The organism is Brevibacterium sediminis (genome assembly GCF_024895295.1).
Taxonomy (GTDB): domain Bacteria; phylum Actinomycetota; class Actinomycetes; order Actinomycetales; family Brevibacteriaceae; genus Brevibacterium; species Brevibacterium sediminis.
Genome location: NZ_JAHQRN010000001.1, coordinates 491,026 through 507,150, shown reverse-complemented (window position 1 = coordinate 507,150; position 16,125 = coordinate 491,026). Strand labels below are relative to the sequence as shown.

Below are 16,125 nucleotides of genomic sequence, written 5' to 3'. Positions count from 1 at the left end.
CGTGTGGACGTCGGTCCACAGTCTACCCGGGCACCGAGGCGCTCCCGCCTCGGCGTTCTCACAGTTCAGCCGCGCGCGGCGACCTCACGATCGATGCGAGCCGACCAGTACACGGCCACGGCCCACAGAGCGATGAACAGCGCTGCGACGAAGAACATCGAGGTGAGAACGAAGCCGGAGGCCAGCAGCAGCCCCTGCACGACCCAGCCGATGATGACACCGGGACGCTTCTCACCGATCCGCCGCGGCAGCAGGATGACGGCGATGATGGCCAGCACTGCAATGACCGAGGCGCCGATGAGCAGCTGCGCCAGGGTCAGGGTCTGCGCTGACTTCACCGACAGGCCGAAGGTCGTGAGCACGGCGAAGTAGACGACGACGAGCTCGCAGATGAGGATCGATCCGCAGAGCACGGGGTACTTCGATTTCATCCCTCCTCCCCACGTCCGAGCAGCAGGCGCGCTTCGGCCACTGTGTAGATGGAGCCGGTGACGACGATTCCCGGACTCTTCGCATCGACGCTGTTGGCCAGGTCGATGGCTTTCATCAGAGCGGCATTGAGATCGGAGGCGACGATGACGGAATCCTCGTCGACCCATTCCCGCGCCGCCTCGGCGAGGTCGCCTGCCGGCAGCGCACGGGAGTTGAGATTCTCGCTGACGACGAACACATCTGCGCTGCGATGAAGCTCTTCGATGACACCGTCGCTGTCCTTGTCCGCCAGCATCGCCAGCACGATGACGACATAGTCGAAGTCGAACGCCTCGTCGAGGGTCTCGGCCAGCACATGCGCGGCATCCGGGTTATGGGCGCCGTCGACGACGACGCTCGGTCCCGTGCGCAGGAGTTCCGCGCGGCCCGGTGACGTCACGCGGGCCAGCCCCTCGGCCACCGTCTCCTGATTGAGCGGCTTGTCTTCGGCTCCCAGGAAGGCCTCGGCTGCGACGATCGCGACCGCGGCATTGTGGGCCTGGTGAATTCCGTGCAGCGGCAGGAACAGGTCGGAATAGACGTCTCTGCGGCCCTGGACCGTGATGAGCTGACCGTCGACGGCCCGCTGCCGGTCGAGGAGACGGAAGTCCCGCTCCTCAGCGGCCAGCGGAACCTCACGGCGGGCAGCTTCCTCGTCGAGGACCGCCTGGGCGGCCTCGTCCTGGACAGCAGACACGGCAACAGGTTCGGGAGCCGGGCTGTCCTCGACGCTGCGATCGAGGATCCCAGCCTTGGTGGCGGCGATCTCCTCGATGGTGTCGCCGAGGAACGCCTGATGATCGAGACCGATCTTCGTGAACACGCACACCTGGGCATCGGCGACGTTCGTCGAATCCCATTGTCCGCCCATGCCGACCTCGGTGACGACCACATCGACCGGAGCATCGGCGAACACGGCGAAGGCCAGAACGGTCAGCGCCTCGAAGTAGGTGAGCTTCGCGCGTCCTTCGGATTCGAGCTGGGCATCGACGATCTCGAGGTACGGGGCGATCTCGTCATAGATGCGCACGAAGGTGTGAGCGGACACGGGGGCGCCGTCCACGGAGATCCGTTCGGTCACCGAATGCAGGTGCGGACTGGTGAACCGGCCGACCCGGAGCTCATGAGCGGTGATGAGCGAATCGATCATCCGTGCCGTCGACGTCTTCCCATTCGTGCCCGTGATCGTGATCGTCGGGGCCGCAGTGTGGATATCGCCGAGGATCTCACACGCCCGCCGAGTCGCGTCGAGGCGCAGCTCGACCTGCGTCTCCCCCGCCCGCGCCAGCAGCAGGGCATAGACCCGGGCGAGCTCGGCCCGAGTGGCCTCATCGACGACCGGTTCGGGCGGAGCCTCCGAAGCTTCTTCGTCCACGCTCTGCGGTTCCACGTCGGAGGTGGGGTCCTCGTCCGGGAGGGGCCCGTCGATCGGGGTGTTGTCCTCGGTCATGCCCGCTTCACCGCCAGACGGGTGCCGCCGGGGAGCTCTTCGGGGCTGAAGACCTCGGCATCGGCGTCGACCGGGCCGAAGTCCAGAGTGGTCGTCAGGGTCTCACCGGCGATGAGGTCGACGTGAGGCTCGAGCGCGGCGACCACCTCGGTGCCGGCTTCGATGGTGACGGCGATCCGGTCGGAGATATCGAGATCGAGCTGCTTGCGGATGCCCTGGATGGCGCGCACGGCATCTCGTGCCATGCCTTCGGCCTCGAGCTCGGGTGTGACCCGCGTGTCGAGGGCGAGGAAGCCGGAGTCGAGTGCCGCGAGCTCCATGCCCTCGGTACCGGATTCGGCCACGGATTCGAGGGTGTACTCGCCGTCGACGAGTTCGATTCCACCGCTGACGACGGTGCCGTCGGTGACGGACCAGTCGCCGGACTTCGAAGCCTTGATGACCTGCTGGACCTGTTTGCCCAGACGGGGTCCGGCGGCACGGGCGTTGACGACGAGATTCTGCGACAGGGAGAATCCGGCGGCCTCCGCCTCGGCGACGTCGAGGACCTCGACGGTACGCACATTGAGCTCATCGGCGATGATCTCGGTGAAGTCGGAGCTCAGGTCCGTGTCGGTGGCGACGGTCAGCTGCGACAGCGGCAGGCGCACCCGCAGCTGGTTGGCCTTGCGCACCGAGGAGGCCGTTGAGCAGATATCGCGGGTGAGGTCCATCGCCGCGACGAGGTCGGCGTCGGCAGGGAATGCCTCGGCATCCGGGTAGTCGGCCAGGTGCACCGACCGCTGCCCGGTCAGTCCGCGATAGATCTCTTCGACCGTGAACGGCAGCAGGGGTGCGGCCACACGGCAGAATGCCTCCAGGCAGGTATAGAACACGTCGAAGGACTCATGCGTGTCGGTGCCGCCGTCCCAGAACCGGCGACGCGAACGACGCACATACCAGTTCGTGAGCATGTCGAGGTAGTTGCGCACGAGTTCGCATGCCGTCCAGATATCGAGGCCCTCCATCGCCTCGGCGAACTCGGTGATGAGGTCGTGCGTCTTGGCCAGGAGGTACCGGTCGAGGACCTGGGACGAGTCGTAGCGGGACTGTGCCTGGTAGCCGGTCTTCTCCCCCGCCGGGCCGTCGGCCGCGTTGGAGTAGGTGGCGAAGAACTGCCATGTGTTCCACAGCGGGAGCACGACCTGGCGGACACCGTCGCGGATGCCCTGTTCGGTGACAACGAGGTTGCCGCCGCGCAGGATGGACGAAGCCATGAGGAACCAGCGCATGGCATCCGAGCCGTCGCGGTTGAAGACCTCGTTGACATCGGGGTAGTTGCGCAGGGACTTCGACATCTTCTGCCCGTCGGAACCGAGCACGATGCCGTGGGAGATGCAGTTCGTGAATGCGGGTCGGTCGAAGATCGCTGTGGCCAGAACGTGCAGCAGGTAGAACCAGCCGCGTGTCTGTCCCACGTATTCGACGATGAAGTCGGCCGGGAAGTGGTTGTCGAACCATTCGGAGTTCTCGAACGGATAGTGCACCTGGGCGTAGCTCATCGAGCCGGAGTCGAACCAGACGTCGAAGATCTCCGGGATGCGCTGCATCACCGACTGACCCGTCGGGTCGTCCGGGTTCGGACGGGTGAGGTCATCGACCCACGGGCGGTGGAGGTCGACGTCTCCGGAGTCGTTGCGCGGCAGACGTCCGAAGTCGGCTTCGATCTCGGCCAGGGAACCGTAGACGTCCGTGCGCGGGTAGGCCGGGTCGGAGGAGATCCACACGGGGATCGGCGAGCCCCAGAAGCGGTTGCGCGAGATCGACCAGTCGCGGGCGTTCTCGAGCCATTTGCCGAACTGTCCGTGCTTGACGTTGTCGGGCACCCAGTTGATCTGCTCGTTGAGTTCGACCATGCGGTCCTTGAACTCGGTGACGCGGACGAACCAGGAGGACACCGCACGGTAGATCAGCGGATTCCGGCAGCGCCAGCAGTGCGGGTAGGAGTGCTCGTAGGATTCGTGGCGGACCAGCAGAGCACCCCGCGATTCCATCGGACCCGTGTGGTTGCGCAGGTCTTTGATTATCGCCTTGTTGGCGTCGAAGACCTGCTGGCCGGCGTAGTCGGGAACGGTCGTATCGAAGCGACCGGCGTCGTCGACGGGACGGGCGGCGGTGATTCCGTAGGAGTCGGTGAGTTCCTTGTCCTCTTCACCGAAGGCGGGTGACTGGTGGACGATTCCGGTGCCGTCTTCGACGGTGACGAAGTCCGCGGCCAGGATCGTGTGCATGTTCTCGCCGAACTCCTCCTGACGGCCTTCGAAGTACGGGAACGGAGGTTCGTAGGAGGCGCCGACGAGTTCGCTGCCGGGGAAGGTGCGCACAACCTGCGGTTCGGCACCGAGTTCACGAGCATAGGCTCCCAGGCGCGCCTCGGCGAGGATGAGGGTCTTGCCCTGAAGCTCTTCGGCTCCGTCTTCACCGGGGATCACTGCGACGAGCGGGATCTCCGGGTTGACGGCCACGGCCTGGTTCGACGGAACCGTCCACGGGGTCGTCGTCCAGATGAGGACCCACTCGTCGGAGTCCTTGAGTCTGTATCCGAGGGTCACGGCCGGATCCTGACGCATCTTGTACACGTCGTCGTCCATGCGCAGCTCATGGTTCGACAGCGGTGTCTCGTCCTTCCAGCAGTACGGAAGCACGCGGTAGCCCTCGTAGACGAGGCCTTTGTCCCAGAGCTGCTTGAACGCCCAGATGACGCTTTCCATGTATTCGACGTTGAGAGTCTTGTAGTCGTTGTCGAAGTCGACCCACCGGCCCTGACGGGTCACATATTCTTCCCATTCCTGGGTGTAGCGCAGCACCGAGGAGCGGCAGGCGTCGTTGAATGCGGCCAGTCCCATGCGACCGATCTCGGATTTGTCGGTGATGCCCAACTGGCGTTCGGCTTCGAGTTCGGCCGGCAGGCCGTGGGTGTCCCAGCCGAAGCGGCGGTCGACCTTCTTGCCGCGCATCGTCTGGAAGCGCGGGACGACGTCCTTGACGTAGCCGGTGAGCAGGTGACCGTAGTGGGGCAGGCCGTTGGCGAAGGGAGGTCCGTCGTAGAAGACGAATTCGTTCTCGCCGTTCTCGCCGGCATCGCGCTGGGCGATCGACGCCTTGAAGGTGTCGTCCTCCTGCCAGTAGCGCAGCACAGCGTCTTCGATGGCAGGGAAGTTCGGGGACGACGAGAGTCCGAAGGTCGAGGTCGAAACCTTGGGATAGAGAGGCTGAGTCATGAGCGTCCTTCTGGGTCACTGCGGTCACTGTCACGAGGACGACAGTCTGCCGCGGTACCACCTCGCTTATCCGCAGTCCGACCGGTTCAGATCGGTCAGCGGATCGCTCATTCACTCAGACGATGACGGGTCCACCCGTCCGGGTCTACTGAGAACGCGGCGTTTCGAACGCTGGTTCCGTTCTTCCGGATGCTCCCCGGTGATAGCCGGATCGACACAAGACAATCGTATACCGTCGACTCCGCCCGAGACCACTCGGCGGCGCGGGGATCTCCCTCGCCGAGGCGGCCCCGGGCTGGAGCCGTGGGTGCTCACAGCCCCCGGTTGCGTGCGACCTTATGCTGAGCGGCCTGGGCGATCGGTCGGATGACCATGAGATCGACGTTGAAGTGGTGGGGCCGGGTGAGGGTGTAGACGACGGCGTCGGCGACGTCGTCCGCGGTCAGCGGGTTCTCGACGCCTTCGTAGACCTTCGCGGCCTTCGTCTCATCACCGCCGACGCGTTTGACGGTGAACTCGTCGGTGGCGACCATTCCTGGTGCGATCTCGATGACGCGCACGGGTTCGCCGGCGAGCTCGAGGCGCAGGGTCGCTGCCATCGAGTGGGTGCCGTGCTTCGCAGCGACGTAGCCACCGCCGCCTTCATAGGCCTGATGGCCGGCGGTTGAGGACATGACGACGATGTCTCCGCGGCCGGAATCGATGAGAGCCGGCAGCAGTGCTTTGACGACGCGCAGGACGCCGAGGACGTTGATGTCGAACATGTCCCGCCACCCGTCGACCGATGCCTCGGCGACGGTGTCGGTTCCGAATGCGGCGCCGGCATTGGCCACGAGGGAATGGACGGCTCCGCCGGCGAGCACCTGTTCGGCCATGGACACCACGGCGGCGTCATCGGTGAGGTCGGCGACGATGTAGTCGGCTCCGGTCTCCTCGGCGAGGGCCTTGAGCTTGTCCTCACGGCGAGCCACGGCGACGACGTCCCAGCCCTGCTCGCGCAGCTGTCGGACCGTGGCCGCACCGATTCCGGAACTGGCTCCTGTGACTACTGCTCTGAGCTTTTCCATCTGTGTTCTCCTCTGTCGGGTCTGTCGGCGGGTTTGAGTCTGGATCCCGGAAGCGGGGTTTCCTGTTCGCATCTCAGTCTACGGAGTCGGCTCTCGGCCGCGTGCGGTGTCTTCTGAGCCGAGATCGGTCTCGAAAGGGCCACTCCCGGCCGGCTCGGGTGGCGTCGTTTCTTCCGGGGTCGTCGACGCGGCAGGTGGGGCACCCTTCGCGCCCGGTCGGAGTTTCTTCACGCTCGGTCGGGTGTGCGGGTTGCGGGGCCCGCCTTCGCCGAAGACGGCACGGAAGCCGGGGATCTTCACTGCCACCCAGGTGACTGCGGCGCAGATGATCGCATAGGCGATCGGCATGATCACGGCGTGGAGGAGGACGCCTGGCACGGTGTCAGGCAGGCCCATGGCATTTCGGACAGGGTAGAGCAGGAGCGGATGGAGGAGGAACACACCGAAGGAATACGGGTAGAACCGGTGCAGCAATCCGAAGCCTTCGCGCAGATGGAAATGCAGGAGGAGGTAGGCGGCCATGGAGGCGAGGACGACTCCGGGGGCGAGGTATTCATACGGGAACATCCACGGCTTCTCACCGGGACCCAGACCTGCCCAGACCGCGGTTCCGGCGACCGCGATGATGAGGCTGACCCACGCCAGGACTGCACCCCTGACCGAGAGCACGATATCGCGCAGCACCCAGCCGAGGATGTAGAAACCGGCCATCGGCAGGAACCTGGTGGCGATATTGGCTTCGCCGACGTCGAAGACCATCGACACCCACTGGTCGGTCATGCCGATGCCGAGGAAGATCAGACCGGTCCCCCACTGCAGACGGCGGGAGCCATGGACGCTCAGCAGGCGGAAGAACGGGGTGAGCAGGGTCAGACCGGCAAGGACGTAGAGGAAGTAGAGCTGGACGAAGGGCGATCCGGTGAGGATCGCGATGCCCGGGTTCCAGGTGTCATCGTCGGGCTGCAGGTAGTAGCGGCGGAACAGAACGTACACGACTGTCCAGAACACGAGGGGGATGCCGATTCGCCAGACACGTTTGGACAGGAACCTGCGCGGTTTGCTGCCCCGGTCGGGGTCGAGGGCCAGAGCCCCGGAGATCATGATGAACACGGGCACCGACCACCGGCAGGCGGAGTCGATGGTGTTGGCCAGCCACCAGTCGGGTCCCATACTCGCGAAGTTCTCTTCGACGACGGTGCCCAGGGAATGGATGGCTACGACGGCGATGATCGCGATCGCACGTGCCGGATTCATCCACGCGGTCGACGTGGGCGGCGGATTCTCTGTCGGAATTCGGTCCAAGGGCGCCATGTGTCCATGATGTCATTGCCCGCGGCGCAGGCGACTCACTGCGCCTTCAGGGTGTGAGCCGTCCCACGCCGTCGGACTGGGGCGGCCGGGGCGCGAGTGCTGCACTCGAGCTCCGGTCGGGCTTCGCGCGGCCACTGGCGCGAACCGGTTTGGCCGATCGCGAACCGGGTGAGAAAATCAGCAATTATGAACACACCTGCCTTTTCGGACTCGACGCACGAGTCAGTGAACCTTCCTGACAAGCCGGCCCTCGAGGGGCTGCGGGACAAATGGGACGCCGCGTGGAGCGAGCAGAATGTCTACGCCTTCGACGTCGACACCGATCGCGAGCAGGTCTACTCGATCGACACTCCCCCGCCGACCGCCTCGGGGTCGCTGCATGTCGGACACGTGTTCTCCTACACCCAGACCGACATCATCGCCCGCTATCAGCGGATGACCGGCAAGAACGTGTTCTATCCCCTCGGCTGGGACGACAACGGCCTGCCGACCGAACGTCGCGTGCAGAACTACTACGGAGTCACCTGCGATCCCGGCCAGTCCTACTACCCGGACTTCCAGCCGCCGGAGAAGGCACCGAAGAATTCGCGCGACTTCGTCAAGGTCTCTCGCCAGAACTTCATCGAACTGTGCGAGAAGCTCTCCGCCGAGGACGAGAAGGTGTTCGAAGACCTCTTCCGCTCCACCGGACTGTCCGTTGATTGGAAGTACACATACCGCACGATCGATGACGATTCGCGTGCGGTGAGCCAGCGAGCCTTCCTCACCGATCTGAAGAACGGGCATGCCTATTCGCAGGACGCACCGACCATGTGGGACGTCACCTTCGGCACTGCTGTGGCTCAGGCCGAACTCGAGGATCGTGAGCGCGAAGGCGCGTACCACAAGGTGAAGTTCTTCCCCGAGGGCGCTGATGGCCTGGCCGACACCTCGGCGGAACCGATCATCATCCTCACCTCGCGTCCGGAGCTCATTCCTTCGGTCGTGGCGCTCGTCGCCCATCCCGATGACGAACGCTACGCCTCCCTGTTCGGCACGAATGTCGTTTCGCCGCTCTTCGGTGTCAGCGTCGAGATCCGCGCCCATGAGCTTGCGAAGTCCGATAAGGGCACCGGCATCGCCATGGTCTGCACCTTCGGCGACCTCACCGACGTCACGTGGTGGCGTGAACTCGATCTGCCGACCCGCGCGGTGATCAACCGAGGCGGCCGCCTCAACCTCGAGGTGCCCGAGTGGATCGCGAACTCGCCGAAGTCCGATGCTGTGGCCAACTATGAGGCGCTGGCAGGAAAGACGACGTTCTCTGCGCGCAAGGACATTGCGCAGATGCTCATCGACTCCGGTGACCTCATCGGTGAGATCGAGCCGATCACGCATCCGGTCCCGTTCTACGAAAAGGGCGACAAACCGCTCGAGGTCGTCACCAGCCGTCAGTGGTACATCCGCAACGGCGGGCGGTCGGCCGAGCTGCGGGATGCGCTCATCGCCCGCGGTCGCGAGATCGAGTGGCATCCGGCGTACATGCGCTCCCGCTACGAGAACTGGGTGGAGAACCTCAACGGCGACTGGCTGGTCTCCCGGCAGCGGTTCTTCGGTGTCCCGATTCCGCTGTGGTACCGCCTCGACGCTGATGGTCAGCCCGATTATGATGATCCGATCGTGCCCGAGTCGCTTCCGTGCGACCCCATCGCCGAGGCTCCCGCCGGCTTCACCGACGACCAGCGTGATGTGCCCGGCGGGTTCACCGCAGACCCGGATGTCCTCGACACCTGGGCGACGTCGTCGCTGACGCCGCAGCTGCTCGGCGGCTGGTCGCGTGACGAGGAGTTCTTCGACAAGGTCTTCCCCTTCGACCTGCGTCCGCAGGGACACGACATCATCCGCACTTGGCTGTTCTCCACCGTGGTCCGGGCGAACTCGCTCAACGATGCGGCACCGTGGAAGCACGCCGGCCTGTCGGGGTGGATCCTCGATCCGGACCGGAAGAAGATGTCGAAGTCCAAGGGCAATGTCGTGGTTCCGTCGGACATCCTCGGCGAGGCGAAGCCGGGATTCGGTCCTGACGCGGTCCGCTACTGGGCGGCCAGCGCGAAACTCGGTGCGGACACCGCTTATGACGTCACACAGATGCAGATCGGCCGCCGGCTGGCGATGAAGCTGCTCAACGCCTCGAAGTTCGCTCTGGCACAGGGTGTGCATGCCGGTCTCATCGGTCAGCTCGGCGCCGTCACCCACGATCTCGATCGGGCCCTGCTGGCAAAGCTTGCCGAGGTCGTCGAGCAGGCCGGGAAGCATATGGCCGCTTACGACTATGCTCATGCACTGCGTGTGACCGAGAGCTTCTTCTGGGAGTTCACCGATGACTATGTCGAGCTCGTCAAGGACCGTTCCTACGGCTCATCGGGATCTGACGATCAGCTGTCGGCGCACGTCACCTTGGCCACTGCTCTGGATGTCCTGCTGCGTCTGTTCGCTCCGTTCACTCCGTTCGTCACCGAAGAGGTCTGGTCCTGGTGGCGCACCGGTTCGGTCCACCGTGCGCCGTGGCCGGCAGATGAGGTGCTGAGCCATCCGGAATCGTCCGTCGATCCCGAGCTGCTAGCCTCGGTGGCAGCCGCACTGACCGAGATCCGCCGCACGAAGACCGAGGCCAAGGTGTCGCAGAAGACCGAGGTCGCTTCCGTGACCATTCAGGCGCCGGCCGCCGTCGTCTCCGCGATCACGGCGGCAGAAGGCGACCTCACGGCGGCGGGCCGTATCAAGTCCCTGAGCACCGAGGAAGCCGGCGATGAGATCACCATTGCCTCGATCGACTTCGTCGACCAGGACTGAGCCGAACACCAGCCGGCCCTGACTGCCAGAAGAAGCAGCTTCCGGCCCCACCGGCTGAACTGAGACCCGAACTGGTCCCGCAGAGCCCCGCGACATTCGTTCCTCCGCAGCGTCGGAGCAGTGGATGCCGTGGGGCTCTGTTCATGTTCCGGAACGGATACACGAAATGACCGGGGTCTGCGTTCTCTCCGCCGTACTATGGTTATCGACCACTGAAGAAACACCGAAGTCCTCCCTGAACGAAAGGTCCCCAGAACCGTGAGAAGCGAACTCTTTTCCAAGCGCAACGCCGAGGTCCAGAATCAAGAGCGGTGGACGCTCCAGTCGAACAAGATGCTGCGTTCGGTGGTCACACCGAACGCTCCGATGATCGCCACCAAGGGCGCGATGGTCGCCTATCAGGGCGATGTCCGCTTCACCCACCAGGGGTCGAAGTCGGTCGGCCAGTTCATGAAGAAGGCAGCCACCGGCGAGGGCGGGAACGTCATGCGCGTCGAGGGACACGGAGAAGTGTTCTTCGCCAGGGAGGCCTCGAACATCTTCATGATGGCGCTCGAAGGTCCGCAGGACGCACTGACCGTCAACACCGCGAATCTGCTCGCCTTCGACGACGCGCTCAGCTGGGAGATCAAACGCATCAAGGGCGGTGTCGGTGCGATGGTCAGCGGTTCGGGACTGTTCAACCTCGAACTTGCCGGACAGGGCACTGCCGCCATCTGCTGCAAGGGTGAACCCATGGTCCTCGACTGCTCGCAGCAGCCGACCTTCGTCGACCCGCAGGCCGCCGTCTGCTGGTCCTCGGCGCTGGCCCCGCAGATCAAGACCGACGTCAGCGTCGGCACATTCTTCGGTCGCGGCTCCGGTGAGTCCGTGCAGCTGGCATTCCACGGCCCCGGCTTCGTCGTCGTCCAGCCCGCAGAGAACGCCGTCTACTCGGCCACCACCAGCTGACGCACCTGGCGGCCGTCCGCAGCATCACCACGCTGACGCACCCCCGACCTGCAGCTTCGGCAGCGAGTCGGGGGTGTCGTCGTCTCCCCCGCGCATCTCCCCATGTTCTCGCATCGGGCGCCCCTCACCCGTCGTGACTCAACGCCTTGGTGCACAACGGTGTTTCGACAGGACGGGAGAGGGATGCACCAGCACCGGGGCGTTAAGACACCAACGCGGTAGAGCGAGAGCAGCACTGAGAGATGCGAAAGTACTGGAGCGTCATGGCTCTTGCAATCCGGTGTGAGTGGTACGCGGCAAGCTGCGCGACAATACCCGAAAGCGCAGAAGAGTCGGGCTATCCTGACATGTCGGAGAAACCGAGTCCGCTTGGCTCATTCGGGGCTCGACGTCGACTCTCCGCTGGGGCGTCAGGCGTTCAAGCGCACGGGTCCGGGGTGACCGGGAATACTGGCCGGAATGGAGCAGTCCCTCCGGGACGACGACTCGCGCAGATTCGGGGACGACTCGTAGCAGGAGTACGGTCGAACGTAAGGTCTGCTTGATGGATCAGGCAGTGGGGACAGTGTGCTCGTGCCCGCCGCGTTCGACCCGGTATTTCCGGAAGGTCGGAAAGGCCACCGCACAGGCGAGCACGAGAACGATGACGGCGATGCCGCCACCCGCCGAGGCGACCGTGGTGTCTGTGACTGCAGCAACGGAGCCGTGGAGGACGTCCGCGATACGAGGTCCGCCGGCGACGACGACGATGAACACTCCCTGCATCCGACCGCGCATCGCATCGGTTGCGGCTTCCTGGAGCATCGTCTGCCGAAAAGCGCCGGAGACGATATCGGCTCCTCCGCCGACCGCCATCGCAGCCAATGCGACGACGAGTGCGGTCAGCCAGAACCCAGCCGCCAGCTCAAGGGACAGTCCGAACACCGTCATTGCCGCACCCCAGACGACGATGGCGACGATGACGGCCAGTCCCTGGCGCTCCACACGTGAGACCCACCCCGAGAAGATCCCGGCCAATGCACTTCCGCCGGCCAGCGCGGCGAAGAGCAGCGAGAAGACGATGCCGCCCTCAGGCGGACCGTCGAAGGTCTCCGCGGCGATCTGCGGGAACAGGCCCCGTGGCATTCCGAAGACCATCGCAATGATGTCCACCAGCAGAGAGACCATGACGACGGTGTTCGTCCGCAGATACCGGAACCCGTCGACGATGCCTTTGAACCCCGACCGAGTATCGAGCTGTTTCTGCGGCGGCAGCGACGGCAGTCGCATCACTGCGTAGAGCGTAGCGAACAGGAACACGGCGTCGATGACGTAGAGCAGCTGGTACCCGAACAGAGGGATCAGCGCTCCGCCGACGACAGGGCCGACGACGGCGCCCAATGTCATCACAGTCATGTTCAGCGAGTTCGCCGCGGGCAGCAGGCCGAGCGGGATGATCGACGGCAGCAGAGCTCCCCGAGCCGGCTGGTTGAGTGCGAAGAATGCCTGCTGCATCGAAAACACCGACAGCAGCAGCCAGACATTGTCGATGCTGAGCACCGCGATGAGGGCAAGTATCGCGCTCGTGACGATCAGACCGACCGTCGAGATCACGAGCAGTCTGCGTCGATCGATGACATCGGCCAACGATCCGCCCCACAGTCCGAAGACGATAAGAGGAATCAGCCCGAACGCACCGGCGAGCCCGACATACCCGGACGACCCGGTGATATGGAAGATCTGTGCGGGGATCGCCACAACAGTCATCTGCGCACCGATGACGGTGACGATATTGGCCACCCACAGTCGTCGGAACGACGCGTAGCGCAGTGGGCGTGTGTCGGCCAGGAGTCTCATGCGAAAAGAGACTCAGGCAGACTTCTTATTCGTCCTGTTCCGTGACTTCGGCACGAGGGTCGGGGCGACATTGGATTCGACGACGTCCTTGGTCACGACCACCTCGGCGATGTCTTCGCGTGAAGGCACATCGAACATGACCGGCTGCAGGACCTCTTCCATGATCGAGCGCAGGCCACGAGCGCCCGTGCCGCGCAGCAGAGCGAGATCGGCGATCGCCTCAAGTGCCTCGGTCTCGAATGTCAGGGAGACATTGTCGAACTCGAACATCCGCTGGTACTGCTTGACCAGGGCGTTCTTCGGTTCCGTGAGGATCGACATCAGCGCTGCCCGGTCGAGGTTGGACACGGTGGCCAGCACCGGCAGGCGGCCGATGAACTCCGGGATGAGGCCGAACTTGAGCAGATCTTCGGGAAGGATGTCCGCGTAGAGGTCCTCTTCGTCGTTCTTCGACTGCAGCAGGGCGCCGAAGCCGATTCCGTGCTTGCCCTTGCGGCCGGCGACGATCTCCTCCATCCCGGCGAAAGCGCCGGCGACGATGAAGAGCACATTGGTCGTGTCGATCTGCAGGAAGTCCTGGTGCGGGTGTTTGCGCCCGCCCTGCGGCGGCACCGACGCCTGGGTGCCTTCGAGGATCTTCAGCAGTGCCTGCTGCACGCCCTCACCTGACACGTCACGGGTGATCGACGGGTTCTCCGACTTGCGAGCGATCTTATCGATCTCGTCGATATAGATGATTCCGTGCTCGGCACGCTGGATATCGAAATCCGCGGCCTGAATGAGTTTGAGCAGGATGTTCTCGACGTCTTCGCCGACGTAGCCGGCTTCGGTCAGCGCGGTGGCATCGGCGACCGCGAATGGGACATTGAGGCGTTTGGCCAGCGACTGGGCGAGGTAGGTCTTTCCCGAGCCGGTGGGACCGACGAGCAGAATATTCGACTTCGCGATCTCAACCTCGGACTCGCTGGAGCCGAGGGTCTTCTCGTCACCGGACTGCAGCGAACGGATGCGCTTGTAGTGGTTGTAGACGGCTACCGACAGTGCCTTCTTCGCCGGTTCCTGACCGACGACGTACTCCTGGAGGAAGTCGAAGATCTCACGAGGTTTGGGCAACTCGAGTTCGGCCTGCTCCGGACTGGATTCGCTGAGCTCCTCTTCGATGATCTCATTGCACAATCCGATGCATTCATCGCAGATGTAAACACCAGGTCCGGCGATGAGTTTCCGAACCTGCTTCTGAGACTTCCCACAGAAGTTGCATTTGAGCAGGTCTGCTCCGTCCGCACTGCGAGCCACTGTCACAACCTTTCGCCAGGACGCTTGGCCCCAACTCTACCGCTCGTGTTTCCTGTACCTCAATAGCTTCCCATACGTGGCTGACACGAGCCCCCAGCCACGACTCGGTGTGTCGGCGGAAGGAACCGAGAACGGGTCCGCCGATCGCAATCGCACGAACCCGTTCTCAGTGTCTCCCTGTCCTCCGACAGGTGATCAGCTCGCGTTCTTGCGCGAAGAGAGCACCTGGTCGACGAGACCGTAGTCCTTGGCCTGCTCGGCCGTGAGGAAGAGGTCGCGTTCGATGTCGTTCGAGACCTGTGCGGCCTCCTTGTTCGAGTGCTTGGCCAGAGTTCCCTCGAGCCATTCGCGCATCCGCAGCACTTCAGCGGCCTGGATCTCGAGGTCAGAGGCCTGACCCTGTCCCTGCCCCTGCATCGCGGGCTGGTGAATGAGCACTCGCGCGTTCGGCAGGGCCAGACGCTTGCCGGGAGTGCCGGCGGCCAGCAGCACGGCAGCTGCGGAGGCGGCCTGACCGAGGCAGACGGTCTGGATCTCCGGCTTGATGTACTGCATCGTGTCGTAGATGGCCGTCATCGCCGTGAACGACCCACCCGGCGAGTTGATGTACAGAGTGATGTCGCGGTCAGGATCCTGCGATTCGAGGACGAGCAGCTGAGCCATGACATCGTCGGCGGAGGTGTCATCGACCTGTGCGCCGAGGAATACGACGCGGTCGTCGAAGAGCTTCGTGTAGGGATCCTGGCGCTTGAAGCCATAGGGTGTGCGCTCTTCGAACTGCGGCATGACATAACGCGACTGCGGCATGTTCGACGCCGTCGAACCCGGCATAAAGTTCATTGAATTCATTCTTCCCTCACTCCTGCTCAGTTGTTCTCGACGTCGGACGCGCGGGTGACCATCTTGTCGATGAATCCGTATTCGAGCGCCTCTTCGGCGGTGAACCAGTGGTCGCGGTCGTTGTCCTGGAGGATCTGCTCGAGCGACTTCCCGGTCTGCTGAGCAGTCAGTTCGGCCATCTGCTTCTTCATGTGCAGGATCAGTTCGGCCTGGATCTTGATGTCGGTGGCCGTGCCGCCGATGCCGCCCAGCGGCTGGTGCATGAGGATGCGGGCGTGCGGGGTGGCGTAGCGCTTGCCCGGGGTGCCCGAGGAGAGCAGGAACTGTCCCATCGACGCGGCCATGCCCATGGCCACGGTGGAGACATCGGGCTTGATGTACTGCATCGTGTCGTAGATGGCCATTCCGGCGGTGACGGAGCCGCCGGGCGAGTTGATGTAGAGCGAGATGTCCGCTTCGGGATCTTCGGCGGCCAGCAGCATCATCTGCGCGCAGATGGCGTTGGCGTTGTCGTCACGCACTTCCGAACCGAGCCAGATGATGCGCTCTTTGAGAAGACGATTGAAGATGTGGTCGTCCAGACCCATTCCCCCACCGGCGTCGAGGCCGACGGGCGCTGTCATGTCGTATGCGCTCACGTTTCACTCCTGTGTTCTGTGGATGGCTTGTTATGGACTCTAACCGCTCTCCCCCGGGTTTTAGTCCGCGGCGAGGCCTGTGTTCGCCCTCAGCGTGATCGGGACCTGCGCAGATGCGAAGACGGTGGGTACGGATCGTGATCCGTACCCACCGTCTCATCAGGATTCCACCG

At 64.0% G+C, this 16,125-nt stretch carries 11 protein-coding genes; 2 read left to right on the top strand and 9 right to left on the bottom strand.

The annotated features are described in order from the left end of the window. Window positions 1-65: 65 nt before the first annotated feature. From KTJ89_RS02310 to KTJ89_RS02290, 5 genes are all read right to left on the bottom strand, one after another. Window positions 66-431 carry a DUF4233 domain-containing protein gene (locus KTJ89_RS02310; protein WP_139467025.1) on the bottom strand — a complete coding sequence of 122 codons (366 nt, stop codon included), beginning with the start codon at window positions 429-431 and terminating at the stop codon, window positions 66-68. Beyond that, on the bottom strand, window positions 428-1,921 hold the full coding sequence (locus tag KTJ89_RS02305) for a bifunctional folylpolyglutamate synthase/dihydrofolate synthase (protein WP_172169259.1): 1,494 nt from the start codon (window positions 1,919-1,921) through the stop codon (window positions 428-430). The genes KTJ89_RS02310 and KTJ89_RS02305 overlap by 4 nt, the downstream gene beginning before the upstream one ends. Beyond that, on the bottom strand, window positions 1,918-5,181 hold the full coding sequence (gene ileS / locus KTJ89_RS02300; protein ID WP_259356731.1) for an isoleucine--tRNA ligase: 3,264 nt from the start codon (window positions 5,179-5,181) through the stop codon (window positions 1,918-1,920). The genes KTJ89_RS02305 and ileS overlap by 4 nt, the downstream gene beginning before the upstream one ends. A 311-nt stretch (window positions 5,182-5,492) precedes the next feature. Further along, complete coding sequence (locus KTJ89_RS02295; protein ID WP_139467019.1) at window positions 5,493-6,248, bottom strand: SDR family oxidoreductase; 756 nt, start codon at window positions 6,246-6,248, stop codon at window positions 5,493-5,495. A gap of 78 nt (window positions 6,249-6,326) precedes the next feature. Then, the gene (locus KTJ89_RS02290; RefSeq protein WP_139907952.1) at window positions 6,327-7,559 is read right to left on the bottom strand and encodes an acyltransferase; all 1,233 of its coding nucleotides are present in this window, start codon (window positions 7,557-7,559) and stop codon (window positions 6,327-6,329) included. 186 nt (window positions 7,560-7,745) lie between these two features. Here KTJ89_RS02290 and valS point away from each other — a divergent pair, with 186 nt between their 5' ends. Together valS and KTJ89_RS02280 are read left to right on the top strand one after the other, a co-directional pair. Next, complete coding sequence (valS, locus tag KTJ89_RS02285) at window positions 7,746-10,391, top strand: valine--tRNA ligase (protein ID WP_172169253.1); 2,646 nt, start codon at window positions 7,746-7,748, stop codon at window positions 10,389-10,391. Window positions 10,392-10,649: 258 nt separating this feature from the next. After that, entirely contained in the window at window positions 10,650-11,342 is a 693-nt protein-coding gene (locus tag KTJ89_RS02280) for an AIM24 family protein (protein WP_139467014.1), read from the top strand. A 549-nt stretch (window positions 11,343-11,891) separates the two neighbouring features. Here KTJ89_RS02280 and KTJ89_RS02275 read toward each other — a convergent pair. The 4 genes from KTJ89_RS02275 to KTJ89_RS02260 all read right to left on the bottom strand — a co-directional run bounded on the left by KTJ89_RS02275 (window position 11,892) and on the right by KTJ89_RS02260 (window position 15,937). Next, window positions 11,892-13,178: an MFS transporter gene (locus KTJ89_RS02275; protein WP_259356730.1), complete on the bottom strand. Its 1,287-nt coding sequence runs from the start codon at window positions 13,176-13,178 to the stop codon at window positions 11,892-11,894. 12 nt (window positions 13,179-13,190) lie between these two features. Beyond that, window positions 13,191-14,474 (bottom strand): ATP-dependent Clp protease ATP-binding subunit ClpX, encoded by a 1,284-nt coding sequence (gene clpX / locus KTJ89_RS02270; RefSeq protein WP_139467011.1) that lies wholly within the window; start codon window positions 14,472-14,474, stop codon window positions 13,191-13,193. 195 nt (window positions 14,475-14,669) lie between these two features. Further along, window positions 14,670-15,314, bottom strand: a complete 645-nt coding sequence (locus tag KTJ89_RS02265; RefSeq protein WP_139467010.1) for an ATP-dependent Clp protease proteolytic subunit — start codon at window positions 15,312-15,314, stop codon at window positions 14,670-14,672. A 26-nt stretch (window positions 15,315-15,340) separates the two neighbouring features. After that, complete coding sequence (locus tag KTJ89_RS02260) at window positions 15,341-15,937, bottom strand: ATP-dependent Clp protease proteolytic subunit (RefSeq protein WP_101545567.1); 597 nt, start codon at window positions 15,935-15,937, stop codon at window positions 15,341-15,343. Between the last annotated feature and the right edge of the window lie 188 nt (window positions 15,938-16,125).

What these genes read in the sequence shown, in the direction of transcription:
- valS (WP_172169253.1), top strand. Translation starts at nt 7,746, where the DNA reads ATGAACACACCTGCCTTTTCGGACTCGACGCACGAGTCAGTGAACCTT.
- KTJ89_RS02275 (WP_259356730.1), bottom strand. Translation starts at nt 13,178, where the DNA reads ATGAGACTCCTGGCCGACACACGCCCACTGCGCTACGCGTCGTTCCGA.
- KTJ89_RS02260 (WP_101545567.1), bottom strand. Translation starts at nt 15,937, where the DNA reads ATGACAGCGCCCGTCGGCCTCGACGCCGGTGGGGGAATGGGTCTGGAC.
- KTJ89_RS02305 (WP_172169259.1), bottom strand. Translation starts at nt 1,921, where the DNA reads ATGACCGAGGACAACACCCCGATCGACGGGCCCCTCCCGGACGAGGAC.
- KTJ89_RS02290 (WP_139907952.1), bottom strand. Translation starts at nt 7,559, where the DNA reads ATGGCGCCCTTGGACCGAATTCCGACAGAGAATCCGCCGCCCACGTCG.
- ileS (WP_259356731.1), bottom strand. Translation starts at nt 5,181, where the DNA reads ATGACTCAGCCTCTCTATCCCAAGGTTTCGACCTCGACCTTCGGACTC.
- KTJ89_RS02295 (WP_139467019.1), bottom strand. Translation starts at nt 6,248, where the DNA reads ATGGAAAAGCTCAGAGCAGTAGTCACAGGAGCCAGTTCCGGAATCGGT.
- KTJ89_RS02310 (WP_139467025.1), bottom strand. Translation starts at nt 431, where the DNA reads ATGAAATCGAAGTACCCCGTGCTCTGCGGATCGATCCTCATCTGCGAG.
- KTJ89_RS02265 (WP_139467010.1), bottom strand. Translation starts at nt 15,314, where the DNA reads ATGAACTTTATGCCGGGTTCGACGGCGTCGAACATGCCGCAGTCGCGT.